The organism is Streptomyces sp. 796.1, from assembly GCF_047525675.1.
Classification (GTDB): domain Bacteria; phylum Actinomycetota; class Actinomycetes; order Streptomycetales; family Streptomycetaceae; genus Streptomyces.
On record NZ_JBLIWA010000003.1, the window covers coordinates 338,774 to 352,609 of the forward strand.

The 13,836-nt window shown below is 74.5% G+C and carries 9 protein-coding genes and 1 pseudogene; 6 read left to right on the plus strand and 4 right to left on the minus strand.

Annotation, left to right across the window (positions count from 1 at the left end):
• Positions 1-72 precede the first annotated feature (72 nt).
• Both ACMA1D_RS04165 and ACMA1D_RS04170 read left to right on the plus strand, forming a co-directional pair.
• Positions 73-1,620 (plus strand): HtaA domain-containing protein, encoded by a 1,548-nt coding sequence (locus ACMA1D_RS04165; RefSeq protein WP_414722475.1) that lies wholly within the window; start codon positions 73-75, stop codon positions 1,618-1,620.
• 360 nt (positions 1,621-1,980) lie between these two features.
• Complete coding sequence (locus tag ACMA1D_RS04170; RefSeq protein ID WP_414722476.1) at positions 1,981-3,768, plus strand: HtaA domain-containing protein; 1,788 nt, start codon at positions 1,981-1,983, stop codon at positions 3,766-3,768.
• Positions 3,769-4,166: 398 nt separating this feature from the next.
• Here ACMA1D_RS04170 and ACMA1D_RS04175 read toward each other — a convergent pair whose 3' ends face one another.
• Positions 4,167-4,850, minus strand: a complete 684-nt coding sequence (locus ACMA1D_RS04175; RefSeq protein ID WP_414722477.1) for a heme oxygenase (biliverdin-producing) — start codon at positions 4,848-4,850, stop codon at positions 4,167-4,169.
• Between the two features lie 481 nt (positions 4,851-5,331).
• On the minus strand, positions 5,332-6,189 hold the full coding sequence (gene map, locus ACMA1D_RS04180; RefSeq protein ID WP_349997249.1) for a type I methionyl aminopeptidase: 858 nt from the start codon (positions 6,187-6,189) through the stop codon (positions 5,332-5,334).
• 122 nt (positions 6,190-6,311) lie between these two features.
• On the opposite strand from map, the gene ACMA1D_RS04185 reads away from it, so the two are divergent.
• Together ACMA1D_RS04185 and ACMA1D_RS04190 are read left to right on the plus strand one after the other, a co-directional pair.
• Positions 6,312-6,515 carry a hypothetical protein gene (locus ACMA1D_RS04185; protein ID WP_414722478.1) on the plus strand — a complete coding sequence of 68 codons (204 nt, stop codon included), beginning with the start codon at positions 6,312-6,314 and terminating at the stop codon, positions 6,513-6,515.
• Positions 6,516-6,903: 388 nt separating this feature from the next.
• Positions 6,904-7,857 (plus strand): NADP-dependent oxidoreductase, encoded by a 954-nt coding sequence (locus ACMA1D_RS04190; RefSeq protein ID WP_414722519.1) that lies wholly within the window; start codon positions 6,904-6,906, stop codon positions 7,855-7,857.
• Between the two features lie 166 nt (positions 7,858-8,023).
• Here the strand turns inward: ACMA1D_RS04190 and ACMA1D_RS04195 are convergent, their stop codons facing one another.
• Both ACMA1D_RS04195 and ACMA1D_RS04200 read right to left on the minus strand, forming a co-directional pair.
• Positions 8,024-9,310, minus strand: coding sequence for an MFS transporter (locus ACMA1D_RS04195; RefSeq protein WP_414722520.1), 1,287 nt, complete (start codon positions 9,308-9,310; stop codon positions 8,024-8,026).
• A 476-nt stretch (positions 9,311-9,786) separates the two neighbouring features.
• Entirely contained in the window at positions 9,787-10,023 is a 237-nt protein-coding gene (locus tag ACMA1D_RS04200) for a DUF5708 family protein (RefSeq protein ID WP_414722479.1), read from the minus strand.
• A gap of 443 nt (positions 10,024-10,466) precedes the next feature.
• Here ACMA1D_RS04200 and ACMA1D_RS04205 point away from each other — a divergent pair.
• Positions 10,467-11,646, plus strand: a pseudogene (locus tag ACMA1D_RS04205) (sialidase family protein).
• The gene (locus ACMA1D_RS04210; protein ID WP_414722480.1) at positions 11,643-12,983 is read left to right on the plus strand and encodes an ABC transporter substrate-binding protein; all 1,341 of its coding nucleotides are present in this window, start codon (positions 11,643-11,645) and stop codon (positions 12,981-12,983) included. The pseudogene ACMA1D_RS04205 and the gene ACMA1D_RS04210 overlap by 4 nt, the downstream one beginning before the upstream one ends.
• Positions 12,984-13,836: the final 853 nt, after the last annotated feature.

Consider the following 13,836-nt stretch of genomic DNA (forward strand, 5'->3'; position numbering starts at 1 on the left):
GGGTTCCGACCAGACCATGTCGTAGCTTAGGTTAGCCTTACCTGCATTGCTACGTTCCGGGAGGGGCACCTGATGCTGCCAGTCAGACCCACCCGCGCCTGTCTGCTCGTGCTCATCGCCGGGCTGATCGGCGCGGTCTCACCCGCCCCAGCCGCCCACGCGGCGGACCGTTCCGTTTCGGGCGGGCGACTGGACTGGGGCCTGAAGTCCTCCTTCCAGCGCTACATCACCGGCCCCATCGCACAGGGCAGTTGGAGCCTGGAGGGCGGGGCCGCGACGGTCGGCGAGAGCCAGTTCCGCTTCCACTCGGCGCGCGGCTCCTACGACCCGGCCAGCGGCTCCTTCAGCGCCGCCTTCACCGGCGGGGTGCACTTCGTCGGCCACCGCAAGCCGAACGGCAGTCACGAACTCGACCTGCGGCTGAGCGGCCTGACCGTCCGCACCCCGGGCAACGGCACCGGCACCCTGTACGCGGACGTGGTGAGCCGGGCCAAGGGCAGCAGCCAGGTGACCCACGCCCGGCAGATCCCGTTCGCCTCGCTCAACCTGTCCGGCGTGAACATGCGCGGCGGCGGCACCGCCGTGGTCCTCAACTCCATCCCCACCACGCTCACCCCGCGCGGCGCCCAGGCGTTCGCCGGCTACTACCCGGCCGGCACCCCACTCGACCCGCTCAGCCTGTCCGCCGACATCGCGCGGGCACCCGCCACGGACCCGACACCGACCCCGGGCGCGGAGGACGGGAAGGCCGACCCGAAGCAGCAGCAGGGCGAGGGCAAGGGCGGGGAGAAGGACAAGGGCAAGGCCACCGACCGCCCTGGCGCCCGGGCCAAGGCCGGCGCCATCGCGACCGCGGCCGTCGACTGGGGCGTGCGCCGCACCTTCCGCGAGTACGTCACCGGGCCCATCGCACAGGGCCGTTGGCAACTGACCCGCGGGGCCGAGGACGGCGGCGCGCTGTTCCGCTTCCCCGCGGGCAAGGGCAGCTACGACCCGCGCACCGGCACCCTGGACGCCACCTTCACCGGCCGCACCCACTTCACCGGCGCCAAGCTCGACCTCGCCCTGAGCGGTGTCCGGGTCAAGGCGGCCGACGGCCGGGGCACCCTCTTCGCCGACGTGACGACCGCCGGCACCACCCGCGACGCGGTGCCCCTGGTCACCTTCGACGCCGCGGCGCTGCGCACCAGCAAGCCCAAGAACGGCCTGGTCGCCCTGGCGGAGACGCCGACCAAGCTCACCAAGGAGGGCGCCGCCGCGTTCGACGGCATGTACCGCGCCGGCACCGCCATGGACCCGCTCTCGCTCGCGGTGGCCGTCGACGCCGACGCCACCCTGCCGCCGCTGCCCGACCTGGGCAGCGAACCGAGCGCAAGCCCACAGCCGAAGGGTTCGGCCACAGCGCCCGCGGTCGCCGCCGCCGACAGCTCCGACGGCTCCGACGGCTCGGGCGACGGCGACGGCTCAGCCGGACTGGCCACGCCGCTGCTGGCCACCGGCGCCGGCGCGCTGCTGGTCGCCGGCACGGCTGCGGTCGTCGTCGCCCTGCGCAAGCGCCGGGCCGACGCCGCTGACGGTGCGACCCCCGCCGCCGCTGACGGCGCGTCGGGCCAGGACTGATCCGCCGTGCCCCACGCGACCGCGGCGCAGGCCCCGTACGGCCCCAACGCCCCGTACGACCGGCCCGACGCATCCGACCCGGCTGGCTTATCCGACTCAACTGGCCCATCCCGCTTACCCGGCCCGTCGGGTGCGCCCGCTCCCCGCGCCGCATCCCGACCCCGCGGCCCCCTGCGCCGCACCGCTCCCCCCACTGCTGCACGCCCCTTGACGGGGCCGCCGCTGGCCACGCGTACGGCACACCCGCCGGCCGCGCCCCGCGGCACCTGAGCCCGGCCACCCCAGGCCGGGCGTCCCCACCGGCCTGGCCGTGTCCCCCGCGGCCCCGGCTCCACCCCAACAGCTAGGAGTGTCCACACGATGTCCACCACCCCGCCCGCCGCCCCCCGAGCGCGGCGCACCACCGCGGCCCGTACCGCCGCCATCGCCACCGTCTGCGCGCTGGGCGCCGCGGCGCTGAGCCTGCCGGCCTTCGCGTACGCCGCGGGCGACGGCGGCGACAAGCCGGCCGGGCCGCCGAAGCTTGAGCTCAAGAACGGCACGCTGGACTGGGGCGTGAAGGAGAGCTTCCGCAAGTACGTCGGCGGGCCCATCGCGCACGGCGAGATCACCGCCGCGGACGGCGCGCAGCAGGCCGCGGGCAACGGCCCGTTCACCTTCACCGGCGGGTCCGGCAGCTACGACACGGGCACGCACGCCGTGGCGACCGCCTTCAACGGCAGCGTCCGCTTCACCGGCCACGAGGGCAAGCTCGACCTCAAGTTGAGCGACTTCAAGCTGAGCACCCAGCGTTCCACCGGCGCCATCACCGCCGACGTGCGCGCCAAGGACATGAAGACCGGCAAGGTCACCGAGAGCGACGACGTGCGGCTGGCCGACCTCGACCTGTCCGCGGTCCGGCCGGGGCAGGGCCAGGGCGGTGCGATGGTCTTCGCCAACATCCCGGCGAAGCTCACCGAGGCCGGCTCCAAGGCGTTCAGCGGCTTCTACGCGGCCGGCGACGACCTGGACCCGGCGACGCTGACGGTCACCCCGGGCGGCCCGGTCAAGCCCGAGCCCACCGACCCGCCGACCGGCAAGCCCACCGACGAGCCGACCGGCAAGCCGACGGACAAGCCCACCGACAAGCCGACGGACCAGCCGACCGGCAAGCCGACCACCAACCCCACCGACGGCCCGAGCGACAAGCCCACCACCAACCCGACCACCAACCCGACCGACGGTCCGAGCGGCAAGCCCACCGAGGGCCCGGGCGACAAGCCCACGGCCAAGCCGACCGACGGGGCCACCGGGAAGCCCGTGGAGAGCGGCCCGATCGTCGCCGGCAACCTGGACTGGGGCGTCAAGGAGGGCTTCCGCAAGTACGTCACGGGGCCGATCGCCTCCGGCAAGGTCTCGCTCTCGGGCGGCGCCACGAAGCAGGGCCAGGGCTACCGCTTCCCCAAGGGCAGCGGCAGCTACCAGGCGACCGACAAGGCGATCGACGCCAAGTTCGCCGGCCAGGTCCGCTTCACCGGCCACGCGGGCAAGCTCGACCTGCGGTTCAGTGATCTGAAGGTTCGTACGAAGGGCACCAAGGGCACCCTGGTCGCCGACGTGTCGTCCAAGGACCGCGTCAGCGGCAAGGTCACCAAGAGCAATGACCAGGTGCTGGCCGACCTCAAGCTGTCCGCCGGGTCGCTGACCGCCAAGGACGAGGTGGTCACCCTCGCGGGCGTGCCGGCGACGCTGACCGCCGGCGGCGCCAAGGCGTTCGGCGGCTACTACCAGGCCGGCGAGCAGCTCGACCCGGTCTCCCTCGCCGTCTCGCTGGACGAAGGCGCCAGCCTGCCGGACGTGCCCGGCGGCACGGGCGGCTCCGGCGGCTCCGCGGGCTCCGGCGGTTCTGACGGCGCGTCGGGCACCACCGGCGGCTCCGGCGGCACGGGCGGGGTCGGTGGCACCGGCACCGACGCGTTCGGCAGCGGCGGCGTGACCGGCGGCGACAGCACGGGCGGCGGCAGCACCGGCGGCTCCGGCTCGCTGGCGGCGACCGGCGCCGACGTGCCCACCGGTGCGCTGCTCGGCGCGGCGGGCGTGCTGGTCATCGGCGGTGGCGCCGCGGCCTACGCGGTCCGTCGCCGGATGACCACCCCGGCCCAGGGCTGACCCACCCGCGCCTGGGTGCGCAACCCCTCCCCACGCGGCGCCCGCCCCACCGACCAGCAGGCCGGCGGGGCGGGCGCCCGTGCGTACGCGCGCGTGCCCGGGCGGGGCGGCGCGGCACACGAGGCGCACGTGGCGTGCTCCGGCGGCGCGGTGTACGGCGCCCTCGCGCGCGCAGGCGTGGGCCTGGGCGTACCAGGGCGCGTACCCCTGCCGCTTCCGTCGTCCGCACGCGCCGGTGCGGGCCGACCGGGAACGCCAACGCCCCCGCGCGAGGGACGCGCGGGGGCGGGAGCGGGATGGGGCGAGAAAGGGAGCGGGAGCGGCAGAGCCGGGGCGGGCCCGGCCCCGGGGCGGACGCGGGGTCCGCCGCCGGGTCAGGCGCCCGGGCGGACGCCGGGTCAGGCGCTGAGGCGGCCGGGCCCGTCGGTGCCGAAGACCTCGCCGAGCTCCCGGAAGACCGCCGTGTTCAGGGCGAACGCCTGCTTGCACTCGTCGATGACGCGCTGCTTCTCCAGGTCGTCCACGGGCAGTGCGTCCAGGAGCGCGCGGTACTCGCGCTTGAACGCGGCCGGGTTGTCGATCCCGTCGAAGACGTAGAACCTGACCCCGTCGCCCTTGCGGGCGAAGCCCCAGGTCTTCTCGGCCGTGCCGCGGATGATCTGGCCGCCCGACAGGTCGCCGAGGTAGCGCGTGTAGTGGTGGGCGACGTAGCCGGCGGGCCACTGGCGGGCGCACTCGGCGACGCGCGCGGCGTAGGCGGCGGTGGCGGGCAGCGGCTGGAGACCGGTGCGCCAGTCGGGGCCGCCGAGGAAGGCCAGGTCGCGTTCGAGCGGGGCGGTACGGGCCAGTTCGGGACGTATGAAGGGGCCCGCGACCGGGTCGCCGGCCAGGGTGTCGGCGGCCTCCTCCAGGGCGCGGTAGACGAACCAGAGCTGTTCCGTGTAGCGCCGGTAGGCGGCCACCCCGAGCTCACCGCCGAGCAGGGCGCTCATGAACGTCGAGCCCTCCGCCTCGGTGTGCTGGGCGTGCGAAGCGGTACGGATCACCGTCGAGAACGGCTCGGGTGCGGATGCGGCGTCCAAGGCGGACCTCCGGGTGCAGAGGGGAGAGGAACTGAAGTGACTGCGGGGACTGCGGGAGCTGCGGGAACGACAGGGACTGCGGACCACGCCTGCCAGAAAAGGCATGACAAAGCCCGAACAGTGCGGGACACCCGGGTTTGTGGGTGGCGCCGCCTCCTGATTGTGTCTAGTTAGGCTTGCCTAAGTCAATTGGTTGCCGACGAACTGTCGGTAAAAGATCCCCAGGTCGGACGGCCTGCCCCGGGCGCCGGACGCGATGGTGACGGACGGCCGGGGCGACGGTGACGGACGGTGGTCGGCGTGCGGCCGGGGCCGGCCGGCGCGCGGCCCGGGGCGGCCGGGATGTGAGCCAGAGACGGGGCGTGTGGGGCGGGGTCGGCCGGCCGCCAGGCCCCAACATGCGGACGGGCCCCGCCCCCAGCCCTAAGGCTTCGAGGACGGGGCCCGTACGGACCGGTGCGCTCGCGGCGCGCGTTCGGGGTCAGGGCAGCGTGAGGATCTCCGCGCCGGTCTCGGTGACCACCAGCGTGTGCTCGAACTGCGCGGTGCGCTTGCGGTCCTTGGTGACCACGGTCCAGCCGTCGTCCCACATGTCGTACGTGTGCGTGCCGAGCGTCAGCATCGGCTCGATGGTGAAGGTCATGCCGGGCTTGATCTCGGTCGTGTGGTGCGGGCTGTCGTAGTGCGGCACGATCAGGCCCGAGTGGAACGAGGTGTTGATGCCGTGACCGGTGAAGTCACGCACCACGCCGTAGCCGAAGCGCTTGGCGTACGACTCGATGACCCGGCCGATGATGTTGATCTGCCGCCCCGGCTTGACCGCCTTGATGGCCCGCGCCAGCGACTCCTCGGTGCGCTCCACCAGGAGCCGTGACTCCTCGTCCACCTCGCCGCACAGGTACGTGGCGTTGTTGTCCCCGTGCACGCCGCCGATGAAGGCGGTGATGTCCAGGTTGACGATGTCGCCGTCGCGCAGCACCGTCGAGTCGGGGATGCCGTGACAGATCACCTCGTTCACCGAGGTGCACAGCGACTTGGGATAGTTGCGGTAGCCGAGCGTGGACGGATAGGCCCGGTGGTCGCAGAGGAATTCGTGCGCGACGCGGTCAAGTTCGTCGGTGGTGACGCCCGGCGCGATGTGCCGCGAGGTCTCCACGAGCGCCTGCGCGGCGATCCGCCCGGCGATCCGCATCCGCTCGATGGTCTCGGCGTCCTGCACCTCGGGCCCGGTGTACGGCGTGGGGGCGTCCTTGCCGACGTACTCGGGCCGCGGGATGGCGGCGGGAACGGTACGGATGGGGGAGAGCTCCCCCGGTACGAGAAGCGACTGGCCAGACATGCCAGCGAGTGTATCCAGGCGCCATCGGGCACCATGGCCGCAAGCGGACCTGCGCCCGGCTGCCGGCTGTGCGCGGCCTGGGCGCCGGAGCGCGAGGAAACCTGAGCGAAAGAGGAGCCGTGATGGCGCTGTTCAAGAAGCCCGCCCCGGGCAAGCCGGGCGAGTGGTACTACTGCCTGCGCCACCAGCGCGTGGAGGAGGGCCCGGAGTGCCGGGCGGCCGACCGGATGGGCCCGTACGCCACCCGTGAGGAGGCGTCCCACGCCATGGAGCACGCGGCGGACCGCGAACGCGACTGGCAGGGCGACCCGCGCTGGAACGACTGAACCGGGGAGGGGGCGCGGACCGTGGTGTGGGCCGGGCCGTGGGCCGCGGCTGGGCCGTGCCGGCCGGTCGTGGCCCGGCTGACCGCGGCCGGCCCGCGGCGGCGCAGGGACCCCGCCATGGCCGAGCCGCGGCAGCGCATGGGTGCCCCGGAACGGCCGAGCCGCCCGCCGCCCGGACGGGCGGCGCCCAGGCCGCCGGCCAGCCCGCCCCGAGGCGCGATGATCCCGGAGTTCCCGCAGGTCGACGGCGGTTCTCCGGGCCGCGGCCGGGCACTCTTGACCCACGAATTCGGTGCAGATTTGGACCAGCGGGCCGGCCAATCCGCCTTATAGCGTCGAAGCCATGAACGCAGGCACAGGGCAGGCGGCGGCCGAGGGGGAGCGCGCGATGCGGGCAGTCAGGACGGGAGAGCGGGCGGCGGGAGCGGCGGGCCTGGTGGTGACCGATGCGCCCTACCCGCACGCCGGCGAGAACGACGTGATCGTACGGGTGCACGCGGCCGGCTTCACCCCCGGCGAGCTGAACTGGCCCGGCACCTGGACCGACCGCGCGGGCCGGGACCGCGCACCCAGCACCCTCGGGCACGAGGTCTCCGGTGTGGTGGCCGAACTCGGCTACGGCACCACCGGGCTCACCGTGGGCCAGCGGGTCTTCGGGCTCACCGACTGGACCCGGGACGGCACGCTCGCCGAGTACGTGGCGGTGGAGGCGCGCAACCTCGCCCCGCTGCCGGCGACGGTCAGCCACCTGAGCGCCGCCGCGCTGCCGATCTCCGGGCTCACCGCCTGGCAGGGCCTCTTCGACCACGGGCGGCTCGCGGTGGGACAGCGGGTCCTGATCCACGGGGCGGGCGGCGGGGTCGGCTCACTCGCCATCCAACTCGCCCACCAGGCCGGGGCGTACGTCATCGCCACCGGCCGGGCCCGGGACCGGGCGATCGCCACCGAACTCGGCGCGCACGCCTTCCTCGACCTCGACGCGGACCAGCTGGCCGCCGCGGGCCAGGTGGACCTGGTGCTCGACGTCATCGGCGGCGAGGTGCTTGCCGCCTCCGCGGCCCAGGTCAGGCCCGGCGGCACGCTGGTCACGATCGCCGCGCCGCCCACCGTCAGCCCCGAGGGCGGCCGTGCGCTCTTCTTCATCGTCGAGCCCGACCGGCACCGGCTGGCCGACCTGGCCCACCGGGTCCACGAAGGCCGGCTCCGCCCGCTGGTGAGCACCGTCCACCCGCTGGACGAGGCCCCCCACGCCTACACCGCGCCGCGCACGGCCCCCGGCAAGCCGATCATCCAGGTCATCGAGGCGGAGCCGGAAGCGGAGGCCGGGGCCGCGGGGGCGTAGCCGGGGCCCGGGCCCCGTCCGCCCGGTGCCCGCCCGTACGCCCAGGTGCCCGTACGCCCAGGTGCCCGTACGCGCGGGCGCCCGGGCGGGGGAGCACCGCGCTCGCGGCGCCGAAGCCCCGCCGCCGCGAGCCGCCCCGGCAGCGGCCACCCGCCCCGGGGCACGCTCAGGACGCCACGGCCTCCGCACCCGGCTCGCGGGCGGCGCGTTCCGCGCGCATCTTCAGGGCGTGCGGGTTGGTCCGCGCGTCGTACGCCATCAGCTTGGGCAGCGTCGCCGCCAGCAGCCCGACGCCCACGACACAGGCGACGCCGCCCGACCAGACCGAGGCCCGGACGCTGGTCATCGCGGCCATCGTGCCGGCCCGCACCTGGCCGAGTTGCGGGCCGGTCATGTACGACAGCAGCTCGATGCCCGCGAGCCGGCCGCGCAGCCCGTCCGGGATGGTCTGGTTCCACAGCGTGGACCGGAACAGGCCACTGATCATGTCCGCGGCGCCGGCCACCGCCAGGCACAGCAGCACCAACCAGATGTTCGGCAGCGCCCCGGCCGCCGCCATCGCGAGCCCCCACAGCGCGGCCCCGAACACCACCATGCGGCCGTGCCGGTGCACCCGCGAGGTCCAGCCGCTGGTCAGGCTGACCAGGACGGAGCCGACCGAGCCCGCCGCGTACATCAGGCCGAGCGCCCACGGTGCGTCCAGGTCGTCGGCGAGGAACGGGAAGATCGCGTTGGGGAAGGCGAAGAACATGGCGACCATGTCGACCGCGTACGTGCCGAGGAGTTCCTTGCGCCGCCAGGCGTAGCGGGCGCCGGCCACGATGCCGGCCAGCGAGGGGCGTTCCGCGTCGTGCGCGGGCGGCGCGGAGGCCAGCCGCAGCGCCAGCGAGGCGGAGACGGCGAACGTCAGCAGGTCGAGCCCGTAGGCGACGGGCAGCCCGGCGAACGCCACGATCAGCCCCGCCAGCGAGGGCCCGACGATCGCCGAGAGCTGCCAGCGGATCGAGTTCAGCGCGGCGGCTGCGGTGAGCTGGTCGTGCGGCACGATGCGGGCCGTCAGCGCGTCGATCGCCGGCTGCTGGAGCCCGGCCAGCGCACTGGTCAGCCCCGCCACCACATACAGCGGCCACAGCATCGGGTCCGGCAGAACGCTGTTGACCAGCAGCAGCGCCGTCAGGGTGGCGAGCCCGAGCTCGGTGAGCAGGATCAGTTTGCGCCGGTCCATGGCATCGGCGAGCGCGCCGCCGTAGAGGCCGAAGACGATCAGCGGTACGAGCTGGACCGCGCCGATGGCACCGACCGCGAAGGCCGAACCGGTCAGCTCCTTGATCTGCAACGGCAGCGCCACCATGGTCAGGAAGCTGCCGAACGCGGTCACGGCGCCGGACATCCACAGCAGCCGGAAGTCACGGGAGGAACGCCACGGCGACAGGTCGGGCAACAACCTCCGCACCCGGCCCCCGGCCGCGGCCTCCGCCGCCCCGGCAGCCCCGCCGACCGGACCGTCGGACGGCTCGCCGGCCGCCCCGGCAGCCGCCTTGCCCGGCCCGGGCGGAACGTCGGTGGCGTCCCCGCTGGCGGGCGCGATGGGCGGGGTGTCGGAAGCTGCCACATCGGGCTGTTCGGGGGGCGTCACGAGAGGTCATCGTCCGCCGCCCGGCGAACACGGGCAACCGAATATCGTGCGACGTCCACCACGCCCTGCGGCGCCGCCACGCCCTGCTCCGTTGGCACGGGCCGAGCGCTTCCACGGCCCGCCCCGCCGCCCCGTACGCTCCCGGCCCCGCCGACTCCGTATCGCTTCCGCCCCGCCGCCCGTAACGCGCCCGCCCCGCCGACTCCGTTGCGTCGCGCGCCGCCCGGCCCGTACGACGCCTCCCACGCGAGGCCCGGCCGCCCCCGCCACCCGCCCGCGGCCCGGGCGTGCCCTCACCCCTTGCTGCGCCACGCCCCGTACCCGGCGTACAGGAGTTGTCCCGAGCCGAGGAACGTCAGCACCACGCCCACCTTCCGCAGCGTGATGACGGGGGTGTCGACGTCCCCGGTGAACAGCCACAGGGCCGCGCCGACCACGACCATGCCGGCCCCCTCCAGCAGGTGCCGGGGGACGGGCCGCAGCCGTCCGCCCGCCCCGTCGCGTACCGCGCCCTCCGATGCGTCCCGCATGCGTACGCTCCTTCTCTCCCTCGCTGAGCCTTCTCCGCGTCGTCCGGTGGAGGCGTCTGGCGGCGGATCGGAGCTGACGGGGGCTCGCGCCGCCCTCGCGTGCACCAAGTGGTCCGCACCCGGACGTGTCGTCTGGAAGCCCGTCCGCATCGGCCGGCGCGCGACCTCGACCGGCGCGCCCGGCCGGCTGGACCACGCCTCCTCCACCCCGTTCACGCTAGGTCTCGCCCCGGGCGCACGCCTCGGCCGTCCGGAGGAGAACGGGGCCGCGGCGACTGCATCGTTCGGCGGAACGCCGCCGGCCGCGGCGCGAAGTGTTCATGTGCCGTGTCTTGACGCTCTATATGACGATCCTTATGGTCACCGCACACAAGGGACGTCCCACGTCCTGTCGTTGGCGCTCGATGGCCATGAGGCATCGGGAGGGTTACGTGGCAAGCGGCATGACGGTCTATCAGGCGTATGGCGAGTCCGTCCCCTTCCGCTCCGGCGTCGGCGGATACGCGAGCTACCGCATCCCCGCGGCGGTGGTCACGGACGCGGGCACCGTGCTCGCCTTCGCCGAGGGCCGGGTGGCGTCGGCGTCCGACGCGGGCGACATCGACCTGGTGCTCCGCCGCTCCACCGACGGCGGGCGGAGCTGGGGCCCGCTCCAGGTCGTCAGCCGCAACGCCGACGGCACCGCGGGCAACCCGGCCCCGGTGGTCGGCGCGGCCGGCCGGATCGTGCTGCTCCAGGTGCACAGCGCGGCCGACGCCACCGAGGAGCGCATCCGCCGCGGCCTGGTGGCACCCGCCGACGGTCGGCGGGTGTGGGTGCAGCACAGCGACGACGACGGGCAGACCTGGTCGGCCCCGCGCGAGATCACCCGGGAGGCCAAGCGGCCGGAGTGGCTGTGGTACGCCACCGGCCCCGGGCACGGCATCCGGCTGCGGCACGGCGCGCACGCCGGGCGGCTGGTCGTGCCGGCCAACCACTCGCTGCCGCTGCCGGCCCGGGGGGACGGCGCCGCGGACGGCGCCGCGGACGGCGCCACCGAGGGCATCGCGGACGCCGCCCGCGCGCGGCACCGGCGAGGGCCCCTACGACGGCGGTCACGCCCTGCTCAGCGACGACGGCGGGCAGAGCTGGCGGATCGGCTACGTCGACGACAACCCGGACGGCTACGTCAACGTCAACGAGACGACCGTGGCCGAACTCCCGGACGGCCGGCTCTACTTCAACGCCCGCAGCGACGGCAGGGCGCCCGGCACCCGGGCCGACGCCCATTCGGCCGACGGCGGCGCCTCGCTCGTCCGCCCCTTCCGCCCGCAGGCCGGTCTCGCCGGGCCCGTCGTCCAGGCCAGCACCCTGCACCTGCCGCCGGCCGGCCCGTACCCCGCGGGGCTGCTGCTGTTCGCGGGCCCCGCGCACCCGGGCGCGCGGGCCCTGATGACCGTGCGCGCCAGCCGTGACGGGGGCCGCACCTGGCGCCCCGCCCACACCGTGGACGGCCTGCCCGCCGCCTACAGCGACCTGGTGCACCTGGACGCCGAGACCGTCGGCCTGCTCTACGAAACCGGAGACTTCAGCGCCTACTCGACCCTCACGTTCCGCCGCATCCCCGTGGAGGACCTTGCATGAGCCCGTACGGACCGGATCGACGCACCGTGGTGGGCGGCGCGGCGGCAGCCGCGGCCGGGCTCGCCCTGGCCGGCTGTGGCAACGACGGCCCGGGCAAGGTCAAGGTGCGCAAGCCGGGACAGAAGATCACGCTCAGCTTCTGGTCCTGGGTCCCCGGCATCGAGAACCCCGTCGGGCTCTGGAACGACCAGCACCCCGAGGTGCAGATCGAGCTCCAGAAGGTGTCGGCCGTCGGCGGCGCCCAGTACGCCAAGATGCACGCCGCGGCCAAGGCGGGCGAGGCGCCGGACCTGGCGCAGATCGAATACTCCGTCGTACCGAGCTTCCTGCTGGACAACGCCCTGGCCGACCTGTCGAAGTACGGCGCCGAGCGCTACCGGTCGCGCTTCGTGGGCTGGCAGTGGCAGCAGTCGGTGTACGCTGGGTCGGTGTACGCGATCCCGCAGGACTCGGGTCCCATGGGCCTCTTCTACCGGCAGGACCTGCTCGACCGCTGGCACGTCGCCACCCCGCGGACCTGGGCCGACTACGCCGACGCGGCGCGCGAGATCCGTAAACACGGCGCCTGGATCGAGACCTTCTCGGCCACCAACGGCAACCGCATCGCGGGCCTGGCCTGGCAGGCCGGCGCCCGCTGGTTCGGCACCAGGGGCGACACGTGGACCGTCGCCATCGACGATCCCCCCTCGCTGCGGGTCGCCGACTTCTGGAGCCGGCTCGTCGACGACGACCTGATCAAGACCATTCCGGACCGGCAGAACGCCTGGTACAAGGACGTCCAGACCGGCGACATCGTGTCCTGGATCGGCGCGAGCTGGGGCGACGCCCTGCTCACCGGCAACGCCCCGGGAACCGCGGGCAAGTGGCGGGTGGCCTCCCTGCCGCAGTGGAAGCGCGGCGCGGACGCGCAGGCCAACTGGGGCGGCTCGACCACGGCGGTCTTCCGCGACTGCACCTATCCGCGCGACGCGCTGGCCTTCGCGGTCTGGCTCAACTCCGCGCCGGAATCCGTCAAGTTGCTGATCAAGGGCGGTTACGGGTTCCCCAGCGCGGCCTCCGGCTACAGCACATCCGACCTCCAGGGCCGCAAGGAGTTCTTCGGCGGCCAGCCCTACAGCCAGGTGTTCACCGCGGCCGGCCGGGCGGTCGACACCAGTTGGAAGTGGGGCCCGACCGTCGACACCCTCTACCAGCGGCTCGGCGACGCCTTCATGGAGGCCATCGCGGACGGCACCTCCTTCCGCTCGGTCCTGAAGGAGGTGCAGCGCCAGACCATCAGCGACCTCAAGGTCAAAGGGCTCAAGGTGGTCGCGGGCCCGGGCTCGGCCACCGGGTGACCCGCCGGTGCACGGCGCACCCGCCGCCCGCCGGGCCCGCGCCCGTGAGCCCGCCGGCCGCCGGCCCCGCGCTGCCCGCGCTGCCGTCGGTCGGGGTTCGATCTGGTCGTTCTGGTGCCGGCGGGCCGTCCGGGGCCGGGGCGGGTAGTTCGCGGTACGTCGCGACGTAGAGGTCGGCGACCGCCTCCCGCTGCTGCTCGGCTTGCCATCTGGTCAACCGTCGTAGGAACACCTCGGCCACGCAGTCCTCCCCGTCCCTACCGCCCGTGTGCTGGCTGTGGTCCCCCGCCGCGTCCGGCGGCCCGGCCGGGTCGTCGGCCCGTGGGCCGGTCCGTCCGGTGCCGCCGCCTGCTCGGCGGGGCGACCGACGGTGCCGGGCGCGTCGCGGATGCGCCGTGTGATGGGCCATATCGTGGCAGTGCCGGGGCGTTGGCGAAACACCTGGGGCGGGGCGGTCGCCCTCGCGCGCCCGGGGGCGTGCGCGTGGAGGGGGCGAGTGCCGCATCCGGCCCGCCGTGTTCCCCGTGGCGCGGGCGCGCCCCCCCGCAGCCGCACTCCGCCCAATTCCCTTCCCTCGTTCCTCAGACCCGCCCCCCCCCGCACCGCGGGCCTGCCCCCGTTCCTCAGGCCCGCCCCCGTTCCTCGGGCCCGGCCTCTCCACCCTTCGAAACCGTCTCCTCGTCCTTTGAACCCGTTCCCTCTCTATCTCCGCTTTCTTCGCCGTCTCCGTGTCCCTCTTCTCCGCTCCCCTTCGGCGCCTCTTCCCGCTTCGCTTTTCTTCCTCCGGCCGATCGGGCGGACCGGGCCGACCGAGTGGGGGCGGGTCTTCGGTGGGCGTCGGGTCGGGAGGCGG